Genomic DNA, 25,505 nt, shown 5'->3' on the forward strand with positions numbered 1-25,505 from the left:
TGTTATTCCGCTAAGAGTTCTTTAATTAATTGAGGAAGTCCTTCGGTAGCTTTTTTCTTAATGTGAATTAAATTTTTACGTTTCCAAATAGAAACTTCTTTTGGGTCGATTAAATAAATTAAGCAATTGTTGGGAACACAATCCACCAAATTTGCAGCTGGATATACGTTTAATGATGTTCCTATTACAATTAAAATATCGGCATGGTCACAAATGTTGGCAGCCTTATCCATGTTTGGTACATGTTCGCCAAACCAAACTACATCTGGACGTAATTGATGTCCATTCTCACATAAATCACCTAAATTGAGTTGGTCGCCTTTTATGGAATAAGTTTTTTCTGTTTTTGTACTTCTTGATTTTAAAAGTTCGCCATGAAGATGTAAAACATTTTTAGAGCCCGCTCGTTCGTGCAAGTCGTCGATGTTTTGCGTAATTAAGCTAACTTCAAATTTTTTTTCAAGTAATGGGATAGAATAATGTGCAGGATTTGGTTGAGCCTCCAGCAGTTGTTTTCTGCGCATGTTGTAAAATTCTAACACTAATGAAGGGTTGGCTTCCCATGCTTCTGGTGTTGCAACTTCTTCAATCTTGTAATTTTCCCAAAGACCATCGGAGTCTCTAAACGTTTTTAAGCCACTTTCAGCACTTATTCCTGCTCCAGAAAACACTACAATTTTTTGCATACGAGAGTTAAAATTCGACATAAATATAGTCAAATATTAATTGAAAAATCAAGTTTTTCATTCATCAGAATATTATTACTTTTACGGGTTCGAGAAATTAATAAAAACATGGGGAAAAGTAGAAAAGAAATAGATGCTTTAGAGTATCACGCGCAAGGTAAACCTGGTAAAATTGAAGTTATACCAACAAAGCCATATAGTTCGCAAAGAGATTTGTCGTTGGCGTACTCTCCAGGGGTGGCTGTTCCCTGTTTAGAAATTGCAGCCAATCCAGAAGATGTATATAAATATACTGCTAAAGGGAACTTAGTTGCTGTAATTTCAAATGGTACGGCAGTGCTTGGCTTAGGTGATATAGGTGCTTTGGCATCAAAACCAGTGATGGAAGGGAAGGGGTTGTTGTTTAAAATATTTGCTGACATTGATGTTTTTGATATAGAAGTAGATGCTTCTGATGTTGATTTGTTTGTGAATACGGTTAAGGCAATAGCGCCAACATTTGGTGGCATTAATTTAGAAGATATAAAGGCTCCAGAATGTTTTGAAATTGAGCGTAGGTTAAAAGAAGAATTAAACATTCCTTTGATGCACGATGACCAACATGGAACAGCAATTATTTCTTCTGCAGCTCTTTTAAATGCAATAGATTTAGCAGGTAAAAAAATAGGCGATATAAAATTGGTAGTAAGTGGAGCAGGAGCATCAGCTGTTTCATGTACAAAACTATACATTACTTTAGGAGTTAACCCTAAAAATATTGTGATGTTGGATAGCGACGGTGTAATTAGAGCTGATAGAAAGAATTTAGCAGAATCCAAAAAACAGTTTGCAACCAAACGTGATTTGAATACCTTGGAAGAGGCAATGAAAGATGCAGACATGTTTTTAGGGCTTTCAAAAGGAGGAATATTAACTAAAAAAATGGTTCAGTCTATGGCTGCTAACCCTATTGTTTTTGCATTAGCTAATCCTGATCCAGAAATTCCGTACAAAGATGCAGTAGCAGCTAGAAAAGATATTATTATTGCAACTGGACGTTCAGATTACCCTAATCAGGTTAATAATGTTTTAGGATTTCCGTTTATTTTTAGAGGAGCTTTAGATGTAAGAGCTACCTGTATTAATGAGGAAATGAAACTTGCAGCAGTAAAAGCAATTGCTGCTTTGGCTAAAGAAACTGTTCCGGAAGAAGTTAACGAAGCTTATTCTGAAAAAAATATTGTATTTGGTAAAGATTTTATTATACCCAAACCTTTAGACCCAAGATTATTAACCTCTATTGCTCCAGCAGTTGCAAAAGCTGCAATCGACTCAGGTGTTGCTCAGTTTATTATTAAAGATTGGAACGAATATAAAGAGCAACTGGCTAAACGACTTGGATTAGATAACAAGTTGCTTAAAAACATTACCCAAAAAGCAAAAAGAAGTCCTAAACGAGTGGTGTTTGCTGAGGCAGATAACTATAAAACCTTAAAAGCTGCAACAATAGTACATGATGAAGGTATTGCAAAACCGATTTTATTAGGTAAGCTTAAAAAAATTGAGGAGATAGCAAAAGAATTTAGTTTAGATATTGAAGGCTTAACAATCATCGATCCAAGAAGTTCAAAAGAACAGGCAAGAAAAACCAAGTATGCTCAAATGCTATTTGAAAAAAGAAAACGTAGAGGAGTTACTTTAATGGAAGCACGCGACATGGTGCGAAGTAGAAATTATTTCGGTTCATGTATGGTTGAATTTGGTGATGCCGATGCATTAATTTCTGGATTGACAAGAAATTATAGAAACACCATTCGTCCGGCGTTGCAAGTTATTGGTAAAGATGATACTACAAGTAAAATTGCAGGAATGTATATCATGTTTACCAAACAAGGTCCATTCTTTTTTGCTGATACAACCGTAAATGTCGATCCTACAGTTCAGGATATTGTTGATATTACACTGTTAACTGCAAAAATGGTGAAAAGGTTAAATATCGTTCCGCGAGTTGCATTATTGTCGTATTCAAATTTTGGATCTTCAGAAGAAAAAGACGCAATAAAAATGAGAGAAGCTGCTAAAATTTTACATGAGCAACATCCAGAACTGATTGTTGATGGAGAAATTCAAGCCAATTTTGCATTAAATACGGAGTTAAGAGATGAGATTTTCCCTTTCTCAGATTTATCAAAAAAGAATACCAATACATTGATATTCCCAAACTTATCATCTGGAAATATTGCTTATAAATTAATGCAAGAAATGGCAAATTTTGAAACCATCGGTCCAATTTTGTTGGGTATGAAAAAACCTGTTCATATTCTTCAATTAGGTAGTTCGGTTCGAGAAATTGTAAACATGGTAACTATTGCTGTTGCTGATGTTCAAACACGAAAATAAATTATGATAGCTCAAATAAAAGGTAAATTAATAGAAAAAACACCAACTTATGTGGTGATAGATTGTGGTGGTGTCGGATACCAACTTCACATTTCGTTAAATACATTTTCAAAAATTGGAAACGATGAAAGTTGTTTACTTTTTACGCACTTTGTAGTGCGCGAAGATGCCCATTTATTGTATGGATTTAAAGAAAAAAGTGAGAGAGAATTGTTTCGACAATTAATCTCAGTTTCAGGTGTTGGTTCGAGTACTGCAATGATGATTCTTTCATCACTTTCACCCGACGAAACAAAAGCTGCAATTATTTCTGGAAATGTTAATGTGCTAAAAAGTGTTAAAGGCATTGGCTTAAAATCTGCAGAGCGAATTATAATTGATTTAAGAGATAAGATTGGGAAATCTTCTGACGGTAATGAAATTTTTTCAGCTTCATCAAACAATACTATCAAGGAAGAAGCGTTAAGTGCACTTGTTATGTTGGGTTTTTCAAAAATGCCAGCTGAGAAAGCATTGACTAAAATTATGGCAGAAACACCAAGTTTAACAGTAGAAGAGTTGATTAAACGAACCTTAAAAAGTCTTTAATTAGCTAACGTTTAGTTTTGATAAATAGTAAAAAAACATATAATAATATTTTATTAATTGTGGGGTTATCAGTTTTGATAACCCTTGTTAACTATTTAGCAAACCCTAGTTTGTCAAATGCTGTTCCTCACAACAATATGTTGGCATATAACATGGAAAATCCTTTGGATAGCCCAGAAATAGAATTGCCATTTCCATTTAAAGATGGGGTAGGGAATCCTGATGAAAACAATAGTGGCGGACTATATTTAGATGACCCTTCAAATGTTGAAAAAGGTTTTGAATATGATTCCGAAACGGAGAATTATAATTACTATGAAAAAGTTGGAGGAAAATATGTTAAATATCCTACTTACATGGATTTTGAGGAGTACATCAACTATGATTCAAAAAAGTCGCTTCAAAATTATTGGAGAGAAAAAGCTGCCGCTGATGATATCAACCAAACAAAAGGGTTTAGACCATCATTAACTGTAAAAGGTAAAGCATTTGATAGAATTTTTGGAGGAAACACCATTGATATTAGACCACAAGGTTCTGCTGAATTAACCTTTGGGCTCAATCGTTCTACTCGTGATAACCCTGCTTTACCTGCTAATCAACGAAGTACTACTACTTTCAATTTTGATCAAAAAATTCAATTAAATGTTGTTGGTAATATTGGTGAAAAATTAAAGCTATCTACAAGTTACAATACCGAAGCTACATTTGATTTTGAAAATCAAATGAAAATTGAATATACTGGTTATGAAGATGAGATTATTCAAAAAATTGAAGCAGGGAACGTTTCTCTTCCTTTAAAGGGTTCCTTAATTACGGGTAGTCAAACGCTTTTTGGAGTTAAAACCGAATTAAAATTTGGAAGACTATATGTGACCAGTGTTCTTTCCCAAGAACGTGGTGAGAAAAAAGAAATTAATGTTCAGGGAGGGGCTCAAATTCAAGTTTACGAAAAACCTGCTTCAGATTATGAGGATAATAAACATTACTTTTTATCTCATTATTTTAGGGATAACTACGAAAGTTTTTTGTCTTCGCCACCAGTAATCAATTCTAGAGCAAATATTATAAAAGTTGAGGTTTGGACATCGAACATTAATAACGCCATTGAAAACACCAAGAATATTATTGGGTTTATGGATTTGGGAGAAGCTACTCAAAACAACATCTATAACGATGCTTTAGTAACTGATGCGAATATTAGTCCAAACACCAATTTTCCATTCAATACGGCAAATAATTTGTATGATAACCTAAATTCGGGATATTTTAATAAGGATTCTATCAGGGGATTTGTGTCATCTAGTCAGGCATTGGAATTTTTAAATTTCGAAAACGGAACAGATTTTGAAAAATATGAAAATGCTAGGTTGCTTAATCCTTCAGAATATACTTTAAACCCGCAGTTGGGTTATATCTCTTTAAACTCAACCTTACAACCAGACCAAATTTTATGTGTTGCATTTCAGTATACCCTTGATGGACAAGTGTATCAAGTAGGTGAATTTTCAACAGATGGTATTGCAGGGCAAGATGCACTTTATGTTAAGTTGTTAAAAGCTTCAATCTTAAATACCAATTTACCAACTTGGGATTTAATGATGAAAAACGTTTATGCATTGGGGGCATACAATATTTCTCCAACCGATTTCTTTCTAAATATTGATTATTTAAATCCAGCAACAGGGGTTCAAATACCATTTATTCCCGAAGATAATTTAAGTGATTTACCCATTATTGGGTTAATGAACTTGGATAGATTAAACAATAACAATCAGGCTAGCCCTGATGGGGTTTTTGACTTTATCAATGGTATAACCATTAATGCAAATACTGGTAGAGTGTATTTTCCAGTTCTTGAACCGTTTGGGGCACATTTAAGGTCAAAATTTGTTAATCCTGCAACAGCCGATAAATACGCGTTTGATTCATTGTATACCACTACCCAAATTTTAGCAAAACAAGATGTAAATAAAAACAGGTTTACAATAAAAGGTAAATATTCATCTTCATCAAGTGCCGATATTTCGTTGAATGCATTAAATGTTCCTCAAGGTTCTGTTGTTGTAACTGCTGGAGGGGCTACCTTGACTGAAAATGTTGATTATACCGTGGATTATAATTTAGGTAGAGTAAAAATTATTAATGATGGTATTTTACAGTCAGGAACACCAATAAAAATTTCGTTAGAAAGCCAGTCGTTGTTTAATATTCAAACTAAAACCTTAATGGGAACTAGGTTGGATTATAGAATTAGTGAGAAATTCAATATTGGTGGTACGGTAATAAATTTATCAGAGCGACCACTAACTCCTAAAATTAACTTGGGTGATGAACCAATAAATAATACCATTTATGGTTTTGATTTAACCTATTCAACTGACGCTCCTTTTTTAACAAGATGGGCAGATAAACTTCCTATTTATAGTACCAAAGAAAAATCAACATTAACCATAGAGGGAGAGTTTGCTCATTTGCTACCAGGTAATCCTTCGGCAATTAGCAAGGCAGGTACAGCTTATTTAGATGATTTTGAAGGTAGTCAATCAACCATAGATTTATCAACTTTTACGATGTGGAACTTAGCTAGTACACCACAAGGTCAACCCGATTTGTTTCCTGAAGGTGATGGGCCAATATCAAATACACTTGCTTATGGGTTTAACAGAGCAAAATTTGCTTGGTATGTAATTGACCCTTTGTTTTGGAGAAATGATTCGAGAACTCCTCCACACATCCAAAGTAACCCTAATATGCAGTCGAACCACTACATGAGAGAGGTGTTGCAAACGGAGGTTTTTCCTAATAAGAGTTTAACCAATGGTATAATTACCAATATGCCAATTTTAGATTTTGCTTTTTATCCTAATGAGAGAGGTCCGTACAATTTTGATGATGGTACTTCTTTGGGAGCGGGTATTGCTCCTGATGGAACATTGGTAAACCCTACTACTCGTTGGGGAGGTGTAATGAGAAGAATTGAAACTACCGATTTTGAATCATCGAATGTCGAGTTTATTCAGTTTTGGGTGATGGACCCGTTTAATGATGAAGATGGAAACCCCGCTCATGGTGGAGGGCAGTTGTATTTTAATTTGGGTAATATATCAGAAGATATCTTAAAAGATTCTAGAAAAAGTTTTGAAAATGGATTGCCAATTTCGGCTATTGATTATTCAACAGGAGCAAATGCCAATTTAGTTGATACTACTATTTGGGGTAGAGTGCCAAAAGTACAAGCATTGGTTAATGCCTTTGATAATACACCTTCAACTAGACCATTTCAAGATGTAGGTTATGATGGTTTCAATGATGCTGATGAAGCCGCTTTTTTTGGTACTGCATTTGGTACTGACCCTTCTGCCGATAATTACCACCATTATAGAGGTTCTGATTTTGATGCTGCAGGAACAGACATTCTTACTCGATATAAAAAATTTAATGGACCAGAGGGAAACTCACCTACATCCGCACAGTACACAGAATCGTATTCTACATCGGCTACAACTCGACCTAATGTAGAGGATATCAACCTAAATAATAACCTTGATTTTAAAGAAAGTTATTATCAATATGTGGTAAACTTAAGTCCGTCACAAGTTAATCCAAATAATGTAGGTAACAATTACATAACAAATGTTCTCGAAACTACTGTACGAACTCCTAACGGACAAACTCGAAACATTAGATGGTATCAGTTTAAAATTCCTATTCGAGAGCCTGAAAAAGTGGTTGGAAATATTCAGGATTTTAAGTCCATTCGTTTTATGAGAATGTTTATGAAAGGATTTAATGAAAAGGTAATTCTGCGTTTTGCGCAATTAGAATTAGTTCGGGGAGAATGGAGAAAATACGATGGTAGTTTGTTAAGTTTAGGAGATTATATAGGTACAGATGATAATACTACTTCCTTTATAATTTCGGCAGTTAATATTGAAGAAAATAGTAGTAAAACACCAGTTAATTATGTTATTCCTCCAGGAATTTTAAGAGAAATAAATCCTAATCCAACAAGTAACAATACAGGGTTGAATCAATTAAATGAGCAAGCACTTTCATTAAGTGTTTGTAACTTAAAAGATGGAGATGCTAGAGCAGGATTTAAGATTATGGACATTGACATCCGTAGGTACAAAAAGATGAAAATGTTTATCCATGCCGAACAAAGTAATCCTGCAAAACCGTTGAATGATAATGATTTAACCGTTTTTATAAGAATGGGAACGGATTTCAACAACAACTATTATGAATATGAAGTTCCATTAAAAGTTACTCCTGCAGGATATTACAATAAAGATATTGAATCCGACCAATATTCTGTTTGGCCTGAAGCCAATAATATAGATTTAACTTTTACGAAGTTAACTGATTTGAAGTTGAAACGGAATCAGTTGATGTCCGACCCACAATCGGGAGTTAATATTATTAAAGCTTATGAAGAAGAAGATGGTGACAATAAGATAAAGGTCAAAGGTAATCCGAACTTAGCTGAGGTTAGAGTATTTATGATTGGTATTAGAAATAATAAACAGTCATCGCTCCGACCAGGTGATGATGGGTTGGAAAAGTGTGCTGAAATTTGGGTGAATGAGCTAAGAATGACAGATTTTGATAACGAAGGAGGTTGGGCAGCACAAGCACGTATGACAGCTCAAATTGCAGATTTAGGAAATGTAACTTTGGCAGGAAGCTACTCCACACCAGGTTTTGGAAGTATTCAGCAAAAGTTAAACGAACGTCAAATTGTTACCAAAAAAAGTTATGATTTATCTACAGGTGTTGAGTTAGGTAAATTTATTCCTGAAAAAGTGGGGATTAGTTTGCCGATGTATTTTAGCCAAACGGAGGGTAAAATAACTCCAAAATACAATCCGCTTGACCCAGATATTTTGCTAAATGAACTTTTAGATAATAATGATTTTTCTCAAGAGTATAGAGATTCTGTAGGTTTTAGAACAGAAGAATACATGAAACGAAAAAGCATCAATTTTACCAATGTTCGTAAGCTGAGACCAAAAGGGCAAACAAAAGCTCATTTTTATGATGTTTCAAACTTATCTTTCAATTTTGGCTACTCAAATTCTTACATGAGAAATGCAGAAACCCAATTTGATACTAAGAAAAACTACAAAGGAGGTATAGCTTATGGTTTTAGTAATAATCCAAAAAACTATACGCCATTTAGCGACTCAAAAATTGGCAAGAAAAAAGCATTTACTTTTATTAAAGATTTTAATTTTTATTTAGCACCAAAACAACTTACCTTCCAAACAGATGTTGATAGGATGTATTCCGAGCGAAGAGCAAGAAATAATACTGGATTTGCTTTCGAGATGCCAACATATTATCAAAAATACTTCTATTGGAATAGGGTGTATGCCTTAAAATTTGATTTAACTAAAGCACTTACTTTCAACTTTAATGCCACCAATAAGGCATCTATCAACGAGCCGTTAACAGCTCAAGGTCGAGTTAACAAAGATTATAAAGATGAGTATCAAAATTGGAAAGACACCGTTTATCAAAGTTTTAGAGAAGGAGGTATTAACACCAATTATCATCATTCGTTTAGTTTTAATTACGAAATTCCTATTGCAAAAATCCCGTATTTAGATTTTATTACACTTTCAACATCATACAATGGCGATTTTGATTGGCAAAGAGCACCTATTGGAGCAGATAGTTTAGGTCATACTATCCAGAATTCAAATACATTGGCATTTAATGCCCAACTAAACATGGGTAAATTTTACAATCAATTTAAGTATTTGAAAGACATTGAAAAACGTTCTAATGAACGTCAACAAAGGCGTGCTTTAGATAGAAGAAAACCAGATAAAACTAAAACTCAGGCAGACAATGCTAAAGTTAAAGGGTGGGCTATTGGAGTTCCTCCTGCAACAATTCAGTTTGAAACAAAAAAGTTTAAAGATTCAGATACTTCAAAAGTGGAAATGTGGAGAAAATTATTGCCATTTTCGCCAATAGACCATATTGTGTTGTTTATGATGAGTCCGAAAAATATATCTGGAACTTATACAAAAAATAGAGGGACATTGTTGCCAGGTTATTATCAAGAAACATCAATTCTAGGGTTTAATCCAAATTTTTCAGCTCCAGGATTTAATTTTGTTTCAGGTATTCAGGAAGATGATTTTGCTGTTCGAGCCTATGAAAGAGATTGGTTGGTACCAAATGCTTCATTACTTTATACCTATAATACTACTTATAAAGAGGAGTATAATTTAAGAGCAACTATAAACCCGTTAAAAAACCTGAGAATTCAATTAACCATGAATAGAAACTATGCTACTAATATGGCTAGACAGTTTTTCTGGAACGATTCTTTAAATAGTGGAAATGGCGATTATGAATTTGCACGACCAATTGAGACGGGTAATTTTAGTATGTCGTATGTTTCTATATTTACGGCGTTTAGCGGTGATGAAGAAGGAACTTGGAACTCTGATGTGTTTGATAATTTCTTAAAAAACAGAGCAATTATTTCTAGGCGTAGAGGAGCAGATAATCCCAATTCAAATGGCTTTGTTGGTGATTATAGCGATGGTTATAGTGGTACGGCTCAAGATGTTTTAATACCAACGTTTATTTCTGCATATTCTGGCTCCGATCCAAATAGTGCATCGCTAAAAGATTTTGATAAATACATACCAATTCCCAACTGGAGAATTACTTATGATGGATTAGAGAAAATCCCAATTTTAAATCGTGCGTTTAAGAAAATCAGTTTGAATCATTCGTATAGATCTACTTTTAATGTAAGTTCGTTTACAACCAATTTATTTCATGTGCCCGATGGTAATGCTCGAAATGTTGAAAATAATTTTATTCCAGCATTACAAATATCTTCAGTATCTATTACTGAGCAATTCGGACCTTTATTAGGTGTAGATGTAACTTTAGAGAATAACATCTTAATTAAAGTAGAATACAAAAAAGATAGAAATGCTTCGTTAAGTATGGCAAATAATCAAATTACTGAGGTTAAAGGTAACGAGTGGAGTATTGGTTCTGGATATACGTTTAGACAAATTCGTGTGCCATTTATAAAACGAAGAATACAAAGTGATATAGATACTAGAGTCGATTTCTCTTTAAGAAACAACAATACTATTATTCGTAAAATAGTAGAGGGTGTTAATCAGTTAACAAGTGGACAAAGTATATTTTCTGTTAAGTTTACTGCAGATTATAAAATTAGTCAGAAACTTAATTTTAGATTGTTCTACGATTACATCGCAACAAATCCTTTAATATCAACTACTTTCCCAACTACCAATACCAATGCAGGGTTTAGTTTAAGGTTTATATTATCTCAATAACGGTTAATAATTTGTCAAAGATTGTACTTGATAAATTCTAAATAATAAATACTTTTATACGCAATTATCAATTATATAATATCAATTATCATTTAAAATGAATATTCCATCAGAATTAAAGTACACCAAAGACCACGAGTGGGTTAAAATAGAAGGCGATGTTGCCATTATAGGAATTACCGATTTTGCTCAAGGAGAATTAGGTGATATCGTTTATGTAGAAGTTGAAACAGAAGGTGATACCCTTGACCAAGAGGCTACTTTTGGTACTGTTGAAGCAGTAAAAACAGTGTCTGATTTGTTTATGCCAGTATCGGGTGAGGTAATTGAGTTTAATAAAGGCTTAGAAAGAAACCCTGAAACCGTTAATACAGACCCTTATGGAGCTGGTTGGATGATTAAAGTTAAAATGACCAATTCATCTGAAGCAAGCGGTTTATTGTCTGCAGATCAGTATAAAGCTTTAATAGGATAAAACCGAAAAGATTACATCTGTTACCGTTTATTGTTTGGCTAATTATTGTTACCATTTTAAGCGGTTATCCAGGTAATAAAATTCCTGAAGCACCATTTTTTAATTTCGATAAATTGGTGCATATTGGCATTTATTTGATGGTTTCTGTAACACTTTGTTTTGCAATTTATACTAACGAACAAAAAAATAATCAATTAAAAATCAATGTGTTAGTTGTTTTGTTTGGAGTTTTTTACGGAGGTTTTATGGAAATTCTTCAGCATTACATCTTTATTAATAGAAGTGGCAATTGGTATGATTTTTTTGCCAATGCAATTGGTGCAACAATAGGTGTAATTATTTATCCGTTTGTTATTAAATTGTTACCGTTAAAAAGATGATGCCGAAAAAATAACCGACTGAATAAAAAAAATACTAATTTTAGAACTTGAAAAACTAATATTATGGAGTTAAAGAAAAACCCAAAAGCAGATTTAGATAAACTTAGAGGCACCTTTATGGCTGCTGGTCTTTTAGTTTCAATGATTATTGTTTATAGCATTGTAAACATGAAGTTTTATGATCTTTCTGCAAGCGAATTAGGTCAATTGGTTGTTGAACAAGTGGAAGAAGAAATTATTCCAATTACTCAACAAAACACGCCACCACCTCCACCACCTCCTCCACCAGCTGCTCCTGAAATTATTCAAGTAGTAGAAAATGAGGTTGAAGTTGCTGAGGTAGAAATGATTGATACAGAGGCTGATGCTAAAATGGTGGTAGAAGAATTTGCCATTAAAGAAGAAGTAGTAGAAGAAGAAATTTTTACTATTGTTGAGACTCAAGCGGAATATCCAGGAGGAACAGCGGAGTTGTTTAAGTACCTTAATAAAGAAATGAAATACCCTGTAATAGCTAAAGAAAATGGTATTCAAGGGACCGTCTATGTCCAGTTTGTTGTTTGGAAAGATGGAAAGATAAAAGATGCGAAGGTTTTGCGCGGTGTAAATAAATTATTGGATGAAGAAGCCTTACGTGTAGTGAAGGCTATGCCTAATTGGAATCCAGGTAAACAAAGAGGAAAACCAGTTCCAGTTTATTTTAATTTACCAGTTAAATTTACATTAAGATAATAGGTTCTTAAATGAACAATTAAAAGCATCCGTCAGCTGGCGGATGCTTTTTTTTTGAATTTTTTTGTGGAATAAACAATGTTTTGTCATCTACTTGTAAAATAGTAATTTTAATAAAATCATTGGCTCGATATGAAATCTAAAAAAGTAGTTGTCCTTGTTGCAATAGGAATATTATTAATAACAAGTTCTGTAGGCATATTTTCGTATGCAAATGTTAGTTTTTTTAAACCCAAGCAACAAGTGTTGTTGGTTTATGCAAAAGGTAGTGCTTTTGTAGAAGATTGGAAAAAAGTGGATTCGTTGGAACAGCATGGATTGTCTAAGTCTGCTTTAGATGAAGTGGAGAAGATTTTAGCAAAATCAAGAACTCAAAACAATCATCAGCAAATTGTAAAGGCATTGATTATAAAAGCCAAGTTTCAATCTTATCTTGAAGAAAATGCTTTTAAATTAACATTGTCAGAAATTGAGAAAGAAGCTGAAGGAGCCACTTATCCATTGAAACCAATGTTGCATTCGGTTATTGCCGAATTGTACTGGCAATACTACCAAAACAACCGTTGGAAATTTTACAACAGAACTACAACTGTTGGGTTTGCTCAAGATGATATAGAAACTTGGGACATTACCAAAATAATAGAAAGAACTATTCACCATTATTTGTTATCAATAAAAGATATCGATGAGCTAAAAAGAACTCCCGTTAATACTTTTGAAGATGTTATCATTAAAAAAGATAGCTCAGAAAAATTTCGTCCGTTTTTGTATGATTTTCTATCACATAGAGCATTAAGCTTTTTTATGAACGAAGAACCAAACGTAATTAAACCAGTTTATGCGTTTGTACTAAATAATGTGAATTATTTTTCTGAAGCAGAAGATTTTACCAAGGTTAATATAGAGAGTAAAGATTCGTTATCATTAAAATACTACGCACTAAAAACCTTACAAAACTTAACAAAAACTCATGTAGTTGATGGCAATATTGATGCTTTGGTTGATGTAGAATTAACACGATTAAAGTTTGTTAACAATAATTCGATACTAGCAAAATCAGATTCACTTTATTATGATGCATTAATCGAACTTCAAGAAAAGTATAGTAAGCACGATATAAGTACCGAAGTAGCTTATGTTATTGCTCAAATACATAATCAAAAAGGAATCAATTATACTACAAGCAAAAATGCAGAGAATAAACTAGAGGTAAAAAAAGCGTATGATGTATGTGTTAATGCAATAGGTGCATTTCCAAATAGTTTAGGAGCAAAAAAATGTGCGTATTTAATTAACCAAATTCAACTCAAATCTATTCAGGTTACTACCGAAAAGGTTAATACGCCAAACAAACCGGCACTAGCGTTATTATCGTATAAAAATGTTTCGAAAGTTTATGCTCGATTAATTAAAATCTCTTATGATGATTATAAGGAACATTATAGAATGCCGCGCGATGAAGACTTTTTGAAAAAACTAAAAGCTCAAAAAACGGTTTCTGAATGGGAAATTAATTTAGAAAAAGATGAGGATTATCAGAATCATTCGGTAGAATTTAAAATTCCAGCTCAAGATATGGGTTATTACGTGTTGCTAGTTGCATCAAACAAAAATTTTGAGAGTATTAATGAAGCAGTAACCTATACGCCATTTTGGTTTTCTAATTTGGGTTATACCACTCGAAGAACAGAAAACCAAAGTATTGAGTTTTTTGTGGCTGACCGAGAAAACGGAACTCCTCTTAAAGATGTTGTTGCAGATGTTTTTTATGATAAATACAACTACATTACTAGAAAGTACGAACAAAAGAGAATGGCTACAAAAACTACGAATGAAGATGGTTATTTTAATATTGAACCAAGCAATGATTATAGAAACTATTATGTTGATTTCAGCTATCAAAAAGACCGATTAAATACTGACGACTCCTATTATCAATATAGAAATTATAGAGAACAAAAACAAACTCAAGTACGCACTATATTTTTTACTGATAGAGCCATTTACCGACCAGGACAAACCATTTACTTTAAAGGTTTAGTAATTGATACCGATGGAGATAAAAACAACATTAAAACCAATTACACCACAACGGTTACGTTTAACGATGCCAACTATCAAAAAGTGAGTGATGTAAAATTAACAACCAACGAATATGGTACGTTTAGTGGTTCTTTCGTTGCACCACAAGGAGGATTGAACGGGCAGATGCATATTGCAACAACAAGTGGTAATAAATATTTTTCGGTAGAGGAATATAAACGACCTACTTTTGAGGCAGAATTTAAACCCATAAAAGGGAGTTATAAACTTAACCAGAACATTAAAGCGGTTGGTAAAGCCACAACCTATTCGGGAGCAGCTTTAGATGGTGCAGAGGTAAATTACCGCGTGGTTCGAAATGCAAGTTTTCCGTATTGGTGTTATTATCGTTGGGGGTATCATCCTCAATCGCCTCAAATGGAAATTACTAACGGAACAACCACAACTAAAAACGATGGGTCTTTTGATATTGATTTTAAAGCCATTCCCGATGAAACGGTAAACCAAAATTTTGAACCAACTTATTCATACACTATTTATGCTGATGTAGTTGATATTAATGGCGAAACACAAAGTACCACCACTTATGTGTATGTGAGTAATAAAGCCTTGTTAATCAATATTTCAATTCCTGAATTGGTTAACAAAAATGCAGCCGACAGTTTTTATTTGAGCACTACCAATTTAAATGGAGAGGTTGAATTTGCAAAAGGAAACATTAAAGTTTGGCAATTAAAAAAAACCAATCAGGTTTTTAGGTCAAAACTTTGGGCTAAGGCTGATAAACATTTAATGACTAAAGAAGAATATCAGAAAGATTTTCCTTTTGATGAATACAAAGACGAGAACAATAAATTTAATTGGGAAAAATCAACGAAGGTGTTTGATGTGAATTTTAATACTGAACATCAGAAAATAATTCGTTTTGGTAAATTGCCTGAGTGTAATTCTGGATACTATGTGTTGGAAGCGACAAGTGTTGATGTGTTTGGTAATGAAGTAAAAGAAATTAAATATTTTACCTTGTTTGGAGAAAACGAAAAATCATTTCCGTTAAACGATATTAGTTTTTTTACCAAGCTAAAAAATGTGGTTGAACCAGGTGAAAAAGCTTCATATTTGGTGGGGTCTGCAGCAAAAAATGCGACTGTTTTGTACGAAATTGAGCATAAGGGCAAAATCGTTTCAAGAAACTGGATAAAGTTAAGTGGAAGTCAGCAAAAAATAGAAATACCAATAACAGAGGAGCATAGAGGGAACTTTGTGGTACATTTTTCTTTTGTAAAACATGGTCGAAATTTTAATTTTACGGATGCGGTTTATGTGCCTTACACCAACAAAATGTTAGATGTTAAGTTCGAAACATTTCGAAACAAATTATTACCAGGACAAAACGAAGAATGGAAAATAAAAATAAGCGATAAAAAAGGAGATAAAGTAGCTGCCGAAATGCTAGCAACAATGTACGATGCGTCGTTAGATGCTTTTCGCCCCAACTACTTTTTGTTAGATATTTTAAACTATTATTATTCAACCATTTATTGGCAAGGAAACAATTCCTTTGCACCAATGTCATCGAGCATGATTAGTGAAAACTGGAATAAACTCATCAATTTTCCGTATCAGGAATACGACCAACTGAATTGGTTTGGGTATTATTTTAGTAGAAATTACCGTTATGGTTATTTAGCAAAAAATTCTGCTGGTAGAGGGTTGGAAAATGATTTTGATGGTGTTTTAGAAGAATCATCAGGAGATAAATTTGCAGAATTTGCTGAAGCAGAAATAGCTATGGATGCTACAACCGTTGCTACTGGTGCTTCTGTATCACAGCAGTCGGTAACAAAATCTACTGGTAAATTAGCGGCTAATAGGGAGCAATCAAATTTAAAAGACGAAGAACAAAAAGATGCTCGTGATAATAATTTTGGAGAAGTAAAAGCACGAAGTAATTTTAATGAAACAGCTTTTTTCTATCCTCATTTAACCACAAACGAAGCAGGAGAAATTATCATTAGTTTCACCATTCCAGAATCGTTAACCAAATGGAAATTTATGGGCTTGGCTCATACCAAAGATTTAAAATCGGGAATGCTTACCGAAGAAATTATTACCCAAAAAGAGTTGATGGTTTATCCTAATGCACCACGTTTTTTTAGAGAGGGGGATAAAATGACTTTCTCCACCAAAATTGTAAATCTTTCGGATACAACCATTGAAAATGGTGCGGCAAGAATTTTCTTTTACGATGCTTTAACCATGAAAGATGTAACAGCATTTATACTTAAAGACAATGCCGAAAATCCGTTTAAGGTGGAGAAAGCAAAAAGCACTATGGTGGAATGGGAAATTGCAATTCCAGAGGGTTATTCAGCTATAACTTATAAGGTAGTTGCAAAATCGGGTGATTTTTCTGATGGCGAAGAAAAAGTGCTTCCAGTATTAACCAACAGAATGTTAGTTACAGAAAGTATGCCTTTGCCTATTCGAGGAAATCAATCAAAAACATTTACGTTTGAAAAGTTGGTAAACAACAAATCAACAACCCTAAAACACGATAAACTTACTTTGGAATTTACTTCTAATCCAGCTTGGTATGCTGTTCAAGCATTGCCATACTTAATTGAGTATCCTTACGAATGTGCTGAACAAACCTTTAGCCGTTTTTATGCCAATTCAATAGCTTCACATGTCGCCAATTCAAATCCTAAAATCAAGAATGTTTTTGATAGTTGGAAAAGTAGTTCGCCCGAATCATTTTTGTCGAATTTAGAAAAAAACCAAGAATTGAAATCGGCTATTTTAGAAGAAACTCCTTGGGTATTAAATGCTCAAAACGAAAGTGAACGAAAAAAACGAGTAGGCTTATTGTTCGATTTAAATAAAATGGCAAACGAACAACAGCGAGCGCTTAAAAAACTTCAAGAATTGCAAGTTGGTAATGGTGGTTGGACGTGGTTTAAAGGCATGCCAGAAAGCAGGTATATTACTCAATACATTGTAACTGGTTTGGGAAGATTAAAACACATGGGTGTATCTGATATTAAAAACGATAACAAAACGTGGAGTATGACATTGGCTGCTGTTCAATATTTAGATAATAGAATAAAAGAAGATTATGATTATTTGAAAAAGTATAAAGTTGATTTGGATAAAAATAACATCAGTCAAGACCAAATTATGTATCTATATGCTCGTAGTTATTTTATAAACGATTTAGAAATAAGTACTAGAAACAAAGAAGCATATCAATATTATTTTAATCAGGCAAAAAAATATTGGTTGTCGAACAGCAGGTACATGCAAGGAATGATTGCTGTTGCCATGAACAGAAGTAAAGAAAATACAACGGCAACCAAAATTGTGGCTTCTTTAAAAGAAAATGCCATAAACCATGATGAGTTGGGAATGTATTGGAAAGAAAATACGGGTGGGTATTATTGGTATCAAGCACCGATAGAGACTCAAGCTCTTTTAATAGAAGCTTTTGACGAGGTAACGAACGACCAAAAAAGTGTGGAAGCCATGAAAGTTTGGTTGCTAAAACAAAAACAGACACAAGATTGGAGAACAACTAAAGCTACAACCGATGCTTGTTACGCGTTGTTAATGAAAGGTTCTGATTGGTTGGTAACGGAAAATAATGTGGAGATAAAAGTGGGTAATCAACTCATCGACCCTAAAAAAATAGCCGACACAAAAGTTGAAGCTGGAACTGGTTATTTTAAAACATCGTGGAACAAAAAGGAGATTACTCCAGAAATGGGTACGGTAAAAATCACTAAAAAAGATGAAGGGGTTTCTTGGGGAGCAATGTATTGGCAATATTTTGAACAGTTGGATAAAATTACGTCACACGAAACGCCTTTAAAAATTGTGAAAAAAGTGTTTTTACAAGAAAACTCGGCTTCTGGACCAATTATTAAACCAGTAACAGATAAAACAAAACTAAAACCAGGCGACAAATTAAAAGTAAGAATTGAATTAAGAGTGGATAGAAACATGGAATATGTTCACATGAAAGATATGCGAGCAGCAGGTTTTGAACCCATCAATGTGTTTTCGGGTTATCGTTATCAGGGTGGTTTGGGTTATTTTGAAACTACAAAAGATGCATCGACCAATTTCTTTTTTGATTATTTACCTAAAGGAACTTATGTGTTTGAATATCCTCTAAAAGTGAATATGAAAGGAGATTTTTCAAATGGAATTACAACCATTCAATGTATGTATGCTCCCGAATTCACATCACATTCGGAAGGAATAAGGATAAAAGTTGAATAAAGAGTAATGTCAGATTGCTAAATTCTGTAATAAAAAATACTTGCTCTGTTACTGTTTTTTAATTTATATTTGCCTTTTAATTTAGAAAGATGAACGCAATTAAATACTTCGGAATAATAGTTTCAATATTATTGATTACTTCTTGTGGAGGCGACGACACTAAACAAGAAGTGGAGAATGCACCAATTGAATTAAAAGGGTATGAAGAATTGGATTTAAATCCATGGGGTTTTCAGATGGCTATAATGGTTCCAAATGCTGAAGATAATGGAGAACCTCAAGTTGTATTAACCGAGAGAGGTGCTTTGGAAATTGTAGTTGGACAGACATACGGCATCGAAATTATGTTTGGAGAAGGTGATATTGAATTATTGAAAATGGATTTGAAAGAAGATTTAGTTTTTACTTCTGAAATTATCAAAGAAGAGCCGAACGCATTAATTTATAAGCAAGATATTCCTGATTCTGGAATAAAAACTCAAAATCATTTCTTTTATAAAGCTCAAATCGGAACCGATGTTTATGAGGTTAGAGATTTGATAGATGGCAGTTATGGTCTAGGAATGATTGAAAGTATGCTAAATGCAGCAAAAACACTTAGAGAATTGAAGCCTTCAAAAGTTGCTGCATAACTTAAACGTCATTCCTGCGAAAGCAGGAATCTTTATAATTGTAGCATATTAGTTATGTCTCCAAAAGTATTTATTCCAATATTTTTTATTTTTTTGTCTTGTACAACAAAAACAGCAATCGATTTTGTGCCTATACCTGTTATGGCTGAAATTATTGCTGAAATGGAATTGGCACAAGCAACATATAAATTTCAACCTATTGACCAACGGTCGGATATCGATTTCATGTTTGAAGACATCTACAAAAGACATCAAGTTTCTGAAGATGATTTTAATAAAAGCTTAAAATTCTATTCTTCATCACCTAAAGAAATTGATGAAATTTATAATGAAGCTATTGTTATAATTAGTCGAAAACAAGCTGATTTACTCGTTAAATAAGCATTTTTAATCGACCAATCATTAAATTTTAGTTAAAAAGCAACCCTTTTTTCTTTTTTACGTTAAATACTTAAAATATTATAAGTAACTTTACTGATGTATATTTTACTTGTAATTAATGAGTTAGTAAATAAAGTGAACAACCTACAGGGATTCTCCTGAACCGCTTTAGTAAATTTAGAGTATAATTTAATTAATAATTAAAATGAAAAAAAACTACAAATTTCCAGTTGTTTTGGTGGCATTGGTTGCCTCATCTTTTTTAACAACTACAAAGCTTAACGCTCAAAATATTGGTATTAATGCTACTGGCGCTGCGCCATTGGCTCCAGCTGGTTTAGATATTGATTTTACAAATAAGGGGTTGTTAATACCAAGAGTGGCATTAACAGCAACCAATGCTGCAGGTCCTATAGCTTTACCTACAACATCTTTGTTGGTTTATAATACTGCTACTGCAGGGGCTGGAGCTACAGCTGTAACACCTGGATATTACTATAATGGTGGAACACCAGCGGCTCCGAATTGGACAAGATTTTCGACTGGAGGTGATGATTGGAAAATTATTGGAAACGGTAACATTACAGGAGGTACTCATTTTTTAGGAACAACTAATAATGTTCAGTTAGATTTTAGAACTAACAACGCTGTAAGGTTTAGTGTGAAAAGTAATGGTGATCAGGTTTTTGCAGGAGGTACAGGAGGTACTGCCGCTCTTCCTTTTTATTCTTGGGCTGCGGATCCTGATGTTGGTATGTATAGCATTGCAGCTAATACATTTGGTTTTGCAACTAATGCTGTTGAAAGGTTTAGAATGAGTGCAACCGAAGCGGTATTTAATGACGCGTCTAATAATTATGACTTTAGAGTAGAGTCTGATTCAAGAACTAATATGTTTTTTATTGATGGAGGTAATAATCGTATTGGTATTAATACTGGAGCACCTCAAGGTCAATTTGAATATGTTCATGATGGCGCAGCTGTTGGAGGGTTTTCTTCATATTGGACGAATACTACGACAGATGGAGCTATGCAATTAATGAATTCAACCACAACTGGAAACGGATCTAGAGTTTTCTTATCTGCAACTAATTATAATGCCTCAGCATTTGTAGCTTCAGCTGTTATGGGGCTTAGTTTAAACGGTACAACTACTGGTTCTGGAGGTGTTGGAGTGCTTGGTGCAGCTAATAACGAAAGTGGTAATGCTGTTGAGGGTTCTTTATCTTTCTCTGGAGGTTATTCTGGATGGGCTGGTTATTTTAATGCGGATGTATTTTCAGGAGGGGCATATTTAGGTTCTGATAGAAGATTAAAAAGAGACATCAAACCTATTACTGGGGCGCTAGAAATGATTGAAAAAATTGAACCCGTTTCTTATTATATGGATACTGAAAAGTATCCTGGAATTGGTTATGACGAAAATAGATTGTCGTATGGTTTTATTGCGCAAGATTTAGAATTGATTATACCTGAAATGGTAAAAGAGAAAAACTTGGTATTAAATTCAAATATTCCAAAATCAGCTGATGAAAAATTTGAACGTAAAACAGAACTTTTTAAAGTTGTAAACTATACACTAATGATTCCTATTGCTGTTGAAGCGATAAAAGAACAACAAGAGATAATAAAATCTCAAGAAGAAAGAATTAAAGCATTAGAGATAAAACTTGAACAATTACTTAAAGATAAGTAAAAGTATTATTCTACAATTATGAAAAATTTACTTTTAATATTATTTATTTTTCTTACCACTTTAGCTTTTTCCCAAGCAAGAATGGTAATAAACGATAATGGTTATTTGGTGATAGACAATGGTGCTTATTTGGTGATAGATAATCCAGCAACAAATGCATTAGCAACAGCAGGTACTGGTGGAAACATAAAGTCGGAAGCAGAAACAGACCGAATTAAATGGAACATTGCAGCTACAACTGGAACCTATACCATACCATGGACAACAAATAGTGGTGTAAAAATACCTCTATCGATAAATAAAACAACAGCTGGAACAATAGGGGCAAATAGTGGATTGCTCTTGTCAACTTGGGAAACAACAGACATGAACTTACCATGGCCATCAGCAGTATCAAACATGTGGCAATCTACTGCTCCAGCAACAAATGGTTCGTTAAATGTAGTAGACCGTTTTTGGCATATTAATGCGCTAAGTTATACTGCAAAACCAAATGTAACCCTTAGCTTTACTTATAACAATACACCTGGAGTAGAAATTGGAGGGACAAATACCATTACTGAATCTCGATTACAAGCTCAACGTTTTAATACAGGATCAAGTAATTGGGAGGCTTACAAACTTTTTGGAACAGTTAATGTTGGAGCAAGAACCGTAAGCGGGGCGGCAATAGCCTCAGCCGATTTTTTTGAAAATTGGGTGTTGGTTGATAACGCCAATCCATTGCCAGTTACCTTGTCTAATTTTTCAAGTACTTGTTCGGATAAAGAAATAATCGTAACATGGACAACACAAACAGAAATTAATAACGACTACTTTGTTTTAGAGAAAAGTTATGATGGTTACTTGTTTTTTGAATCTTCAGTGATAGATGGGGCAGGTACGTCATCAGTTTCGAATACTTACCATACTAATGTTACAGCAGAAAATAGAGTAATCTATTTTAGGTTAAAACAAGTTGACTTTGATGGAACAGTAAGTTATTCTGATGTAATTGCATCAAGTTGTACTAATGCAAGTTTTGATGTGGTACAATTAACTTTATCATCATCGGTATTATCGTTTATCATTAATTCGAGTGTTGAGGATAACTTTCAAGTATATTTGTATGATTACAGAGGTAGATTGATTTTGAATCAAAACCAACTGGTAGAAAAAGGATTGAATACAATCAATTTCAGTAATTTACAGTTGAGTTCTGGAATTTATATGCTATCTATTGTTGGGAAAGAGAATGTTTACAATACCAAATTATACAGAAGATAAATTTTTTAGTACCCTTGAGAATTGTAGGTGTAGGTAATATCCAAACCTTCGCTGATTTTAAAAGTACCAGAAATAGAATCAAAGAGTTTATTGACATCAATAACTCGTTTATAAACCATACCGATATTCGCAGCATATTTTTCTTGGTAAAATTGGCGTTGTATCAATATTTCATTTTCATCATCGAATTGGGTTACAGTTGTAACCGAGTCTAACATAGTACTTCCAATTAATTCTGTTTGATGAGTGGAAGTGTATTCATAATCCCATGATGATAAGGTGTTCATTGAGTTTCCATTCCAAACTTTATTAGGTTTAATCGGAAAAATTAATTTTACAAAACGAACGTTATCTTCTACTTTTTGATAATTGGATGAGTTTATTGTAGCATTCCAAACCACCTGATGTACCCAGTTTTGTGAAATAGCGGTGTCTTTTTTGTATCGAATTATTTTATAAGCGTCGTTGCCTTGTGCATCAATATATTTTGAATCAACAACTTCCTTTATTTGGAATTTATAATTGGCTACAATGTTGAAAGGTACATTGTAAAAGGTAGAGTCTACATCGTAAACAACATATTTACCAACGGTCAAACCTGCGTAATTTTGGTTTAAATTTCGAGGTTTAAGTGTATCAGCATCTTTTTTACAAGAAAAAAGAGCAGCCACTAATAATATTGAAATAAGAATTCTCACAAATTAAAATTACGAAATTCTAATATACCAAATTAATTGGGAGGTAAATCAATGGTCAATAAAACCACCACCGATTAAATCGTTTCCTTCATAAAAAACTGCCGATTGACCTGGAGCAACACCTTGTACATTGTCAAAAAACACAATTTTCAGTCTGCCATCAGGTAACATGGATATTTGGCTGTTAGAACCTTTGTCTTTGTATCTTATTTTTGAAAGTGCATCTATTTCTCCAATAATGCTTTCGTATTTCATAACATTAGGCTTTTTAACGAAAACTTCTTTGCAATTCAAGTCTTCTTTCATGCCTAACACTACTTCATTTTTTTTAGCATCAATTCTGATAACATAACGAGGCTCTCCAAATGCTAATTCTAAGCCCTTACGTTGTCCAATGGTATAAAAAGGATAGCCTTGATGCTTGCCAAGGATATTACCTTCGGTATCGATAAAGTTCCCTCCAGCAACTTTTTCTTCTAATCCTTCCACTTTTCGTTTTAAAAACCCACGGTAATCGTTGTCAGGAACAAAGCAAATTTCAAAACTTTCTGATTTTTTTGATAATTCTTGATAGCCTCTATCCAAAGCCATTTTACGAATTTCTTGTTTTTCAAATCCTCCTAATGGAAAAAGGGTTCGAGAAAGACTTTGTTGTGTTAATCCCCACAAAACATAAGATTGGTCTTTGCTTACATCTTTTCCTTTTGAAATTACATAACGACCATTTTCTTGACGAAGTTGAGCGTAATGTCCTGTAGCAATGTATTTGCATCCCAATTGGTCAGCTCTTCTTAAAAGGGCATCCCATTTAATATGGGTATTACATAAAACACATGGGTTTGGAGTTCTTCCAGCAAGGTATTCGTCAACAAAATTGTCGATAATATAATCGCCAAATTCGGCTCTGATATCTAAAATGATATGGTGAAAACCGAGTTCTACAGCTAGGGCTCTTGCATCGTTAATATCATCTAAACTACAGCATCCAGTTGTTTTTCTAGCACCACCAGAGGTAGAATAATCCCATGTTTTCATGGTTATTCCAATTACTTCATACCCTTGTTCGTGTAACAACAACGCTGCAACGGAACTGTCAATTCCGCCACTCATAGCTACTAATACTTTTTCTTTTTTCACTTGTTTTTTTGTTTATCGGGGAGGTTGCATGTCTTCAAACTCTAGATAATCTTGATTTTCTTTAAGTTCTTTGCTTTCGTCAATAAAATTATCGTTTCCACCTTCACGTTGTCCGTTATAGTAAATTTCTTTTTTTGTAATATCTCCTTTTTCATCAAAAAACATCCAAGCACCATGTCTAACATCATGCAAAAAATTTCCTTCAATCATTTTCTTTCCACTTCTATCGTAATAATAGGTTTTTCCTTCTAACGAACCTTTTTTGTATGTGGCTTTCATTCGGATTTTTCCATCTTCGTAATACTGTATCCATTCTCCATCTTCAAAATCGTTGACAAACTCTTTTTCTTCTGCTATTTTTCCATCTTCAAAAAAGTTAACCACTTTTCCTTGTCTTAAACCGTTCACGTATAGTTCTTCCGATATTTTATATCCTGCAGAACTGTAGTAGTTCCAAATACTGTCTTTTTTTTGGTTAACGTAGTTGCCTTTAGCTTTTAGCTTTCCTTCGTCATAAAAGGCAATGGTACGAGCAATGTTTCCATCGTAGTTCATTATGATACTAGGTTTTCCAGTTTCATAATAATAATTGAATGTGCCATAAGGTTTGTCGTCCTTAAACTGACCTTGATACCGAACAAAACCGTTATCATAATATTTTTTCCATTCACCTTGTTTCTTGCCTTTTGCGTCAGTTTTGTTGATATCTTGACTAAAAGTGAAAAGAGAAATTGTTGCTAAAAGAAATGTTAAAACTGTTTTCATAATTCGGATGTAAAGTTACT

15 protein-coding genes are annotated in these 25,505 nt (G+C 33.6%); 11 read left to right on the forward strand and 4 right to left on the reverse strand.

Features of this window, described 5'->3' with window-relative positions:
- Positions 1 to 2 precede the first annotated feature (2 nt).
- The gene (locus H6589_09360) at positions 3 to 686 is read right to left on the reverse strand and encodes an NAD-dependent deacylase (GenBank protein ID MCB9174803.1); all 684 of its coding nucleotides are present in this window, start codon (positions 684 to 686) and stop codon (positions 3 to 5) included.
- Positions 687 to 794: 108 nt separating this feature from the next.
- Between H6589_09360 and H6589_09365 the strand changes: the two genes are divergently transcribed.
- The 11 genes from H6589_09365 (at position 795) to H6589_09415 (ending at position 22,885) form a co-directional block, all read left to right on the forward strand.
- Positions 795 to 3,065, forward strand: coding sequence for an NADP-dependent malic enzyme (locus H6589_09365; GenBank protein ID MCB9174804.1), 2,271 nt, complete (start codon positions 795 to 797; stop codon positions 3,063 to 3,065).
- A gap of 3 nt (positions 3,066 to 3,068) precedes the next feature.
- Positions 3,069 to 3,653 carry a Holliday junction branch migration protein RuvA gene (ruvA, locus tag H6589_09370; protein ID MCB9174805.1) on the forward strand — a complete coding sequence of 195 codons (585 nt, stop codon included), beginning with the start codon at positions 3,069 to 3,071 and terminating at the stop codon, positions 3,651 to 3,653.
- Positions 3,654 to 3,712: 59 nt separating this feature from the next.
- The gene (gene sprA, locus H6589_09375) at positions 3,713 to 10,996 is read left to right on the forward strand and encodes a cell surface protein SprA (protein MCB9174806.1); all 7,284 of its coding nucleotides are present in this window, start codon (positions 3,713 to 3,715) and stop codon (positions 10,994 to 10,996) included.
- A 97-nt stretch (positions 10,997 to 11,093) separates the two neighbouring features.
- Positions 11,094 to 11,471 (forward strand): glycine cleavage system protein GcvH, encoded by a 378-nt coding sequence (gene gcvH / locus H6589_09380; GenBank protein MCB9174807.1) that lies wholly within the window; start codon positions 11,094 to 11,096, stop codon positions 11,469 to 11,471.
- A gap of 113 nt (positions 11,472 to 11,584) precedes the next feature.
- Complete coding sequence (vanZ, locus tag H6589_09385) at positions 11,585 to 11,851, forward strand: VanZ family protein (protein MCB9174808.1); 267 nt, start codon at positions 11,585 to 11,587, stop codon at positions 11,849 to 11,851.
- A gap of 63 nt (positions 11,852 to 11,914) precedes the next feature.
- Positions 11,915 to 12,583 carry a TonB family protein gene (locus H6589_09390; protein ID MCB9174809.1) on the forward strand — a complete coding sequence of 223 codons (669 nt, stop codon included), beginning with the start codon at positions 11,915 to 11,917 and terminating at the stop codon, positions 12,581 to 12,583.
- 132 nt (positions 12,584 to 12,715) lie between these two features.
- Complete coding sequence (locus H6589_09395; protein ID MCB9174810.1) at positions 12,716 to 18,910, forward strand: hypothetical protein; 6,195 nt, start codon at positions 12,716 to 12,718, stop codon at positions 18,908 to 18,910.
- Between the two features lie 89 nt (positions 18,911 to 18,999).
- Entirely contained in the window at positions 19,000 to 19,542 is a 543-nt protein-coding gene (locus H6589_09400) for a hypothetical protein (GenBank protein MCB9174811.1), read from the forward strand.
- Between the two features lie 54 nt (positions 19,543 to 19,596).
- A complete protein-coding gene (locus H6589_09405) occupies positions 19,597 to 19,923 on the forward strand; it encodes a DUF4296 domain-containing protein (GenBank protein ID MCB9174812.1) in 327 nt (108 codons plus the stop codon).
- 205 nt (positions 19,924 to 20,128) lie between these two features.
- Positions 20,129 to 21,619, forward strand: coding sequence for a tail fiber domain-containing protein (locus tag H6589_09410; protein MCB9174813.1), 1,491 nt, complete (start codon positions 20,129 to 20,131; stop codon positions 21,617 to 21,619).
- 18 nt (positions 21,620 to 21,637) lie between these two features.
- Positions 21,638 to 22,885 (forward strand): T9SS type A sorting domain-containing protein, encoded by a 1,248-nt coding sequence (locus H6589_09415; protein MCB9174814.1) that lies wholly within the window; start codon positions 21,638 to 21,640, stop codon positions 22,883 to 22,885.
- A 5-nt stretch (positions 22,886 to 22,890) separates the two neighbouring features.
- Here H6589_09415 and H6589_09420 read toward each other — a convergent pair whose 3' ends face one another.
- The 3 genes from H6589_09420 to H6589_09430 form a co-directional block, all read right to left on the reverse strand.
- Complete coding sequence (locus tag H6589_09420; GenBank protein MCB9174815.1) at positions 22,891 to 23,556, reverse strand: hypothetical protein; 666 nt, start codon at positions 23,554 to 23,556, stop codon at positions 22,891 to 22,893.
- Positions 23,557 to 23,631: 75 nt separating this feature from the next.
- On the reverse strand, positions 23,632 to 24,693 hold the full coding sequence (mnmA, locus tag H6589_09425; protein MCB9174816.1) for a tRNA 2-thiouridine(34) synthase MnmA: 1,062 nt from the start codon (positions 24,691 to 24,693) through the stop codon (positions 23,632 to 23,634).
- A gap of 39 nt (positions 24,694 to 24,732) precedes the next feature.
- Positions 24,733 to 25,485: a toxin-antitoxin system YwqK family antitoxin gene (locus tag H6589_09430; protein ID MCB9174817.1), complete on the reverse strand. Its 753-nt coding sequence runs from the start codon at positions 25,483 to 25,485 to the stop codon at positions 24,733 to 24,735.
- Positions 25,486 to 25,505: the final 20 nt, after the last annotated feature.

The sequence above is a fragment of the Flavobacteriales bacterium genome (genome assembly GCA_020635795.1).
GTDB lineage: Bacteria > Bacteroidota > Bacteroidia > Flavobacteriales_E > Vicingaceae > Vicingus.

Coding starts and splice junctions, on each gene's coding strand:
- H6589_09360 (MCB9174803.1), bottom strand. CDS start 686: ATGCAAAAAATTGTAGTGTTTTCTGGAGCAGGAATAAGTGCTGAAAGT.
- H6589_09365 (MCB9174804.1), top strand. CDS start 795: ATGGGGAAAAGTAGAAAAGAAATAGATGCTTTAGAGTATCACGCGCAA.
- ruvA (MCB9174805.1), top strand. CDS start 3,069: ATGATAGCTCAAATAAAAGGTAAATTAATAGAAAAAACACCAACTTAT.
- gcvH (MCB9174807.1), top strand. CDS start 11,094: ATGAATATTCCATCAGAATTAAAGTACACCAAAGACCACGAGTGGGTT.
- H6589_09390 (MCB9174809.1), top strand. CDS start 11,915: ATGGAGTTAAAGAAAAACCCAAAAGCAGATTTAGATAAACTTAGAGGC.
- H6589_09395 (MCB9174810.1), top strand. CDS start 12,716: ATGAAATCTAAAAAAGTAGTTGTCCTTGTTGCAATAGGAATATTATTA.
- H6589_09400 (MCB9174811.1), top strand. CDS start 19,000: ATGAACGCAATTAAATACTTCGGAATAATAGTTTCAATATTATTGATT.
- H6589_09405 (MCB9174812.1), top strand. CDS start 19,597: ATGTCTCCAAAAGTATTTATTCCAATATTTTTTATTTTTTTGTCTTGT.
- H6589_09410 (MCB9174813.1), top strand. CDS start 20,129: ATGAAAAAAAACTACAAATTTCCAGTTGTTTTGGTGGCATTGGTTGCC.
- H6589_09415 (MCB9174814.1), top strand. CDS start 21,638: ATGAAAAATTTACTTTTAATATTATTTATTTTTCTTACCACTTTAGCT.
- mnmA (MCB9174816.1), bottom strand. CDS start 24,693: ATGAGTGGCGGAATTGACAGTTCCGTTGCAGCGTTGTTGTTACACGAA.
- H6589_09430 (MCB9174817.1), bottom strand. CDS start 25,485: ATGAAAACAGTTTTAACATTTCTTTTAGCAACAATTTCTCTTTTCACT.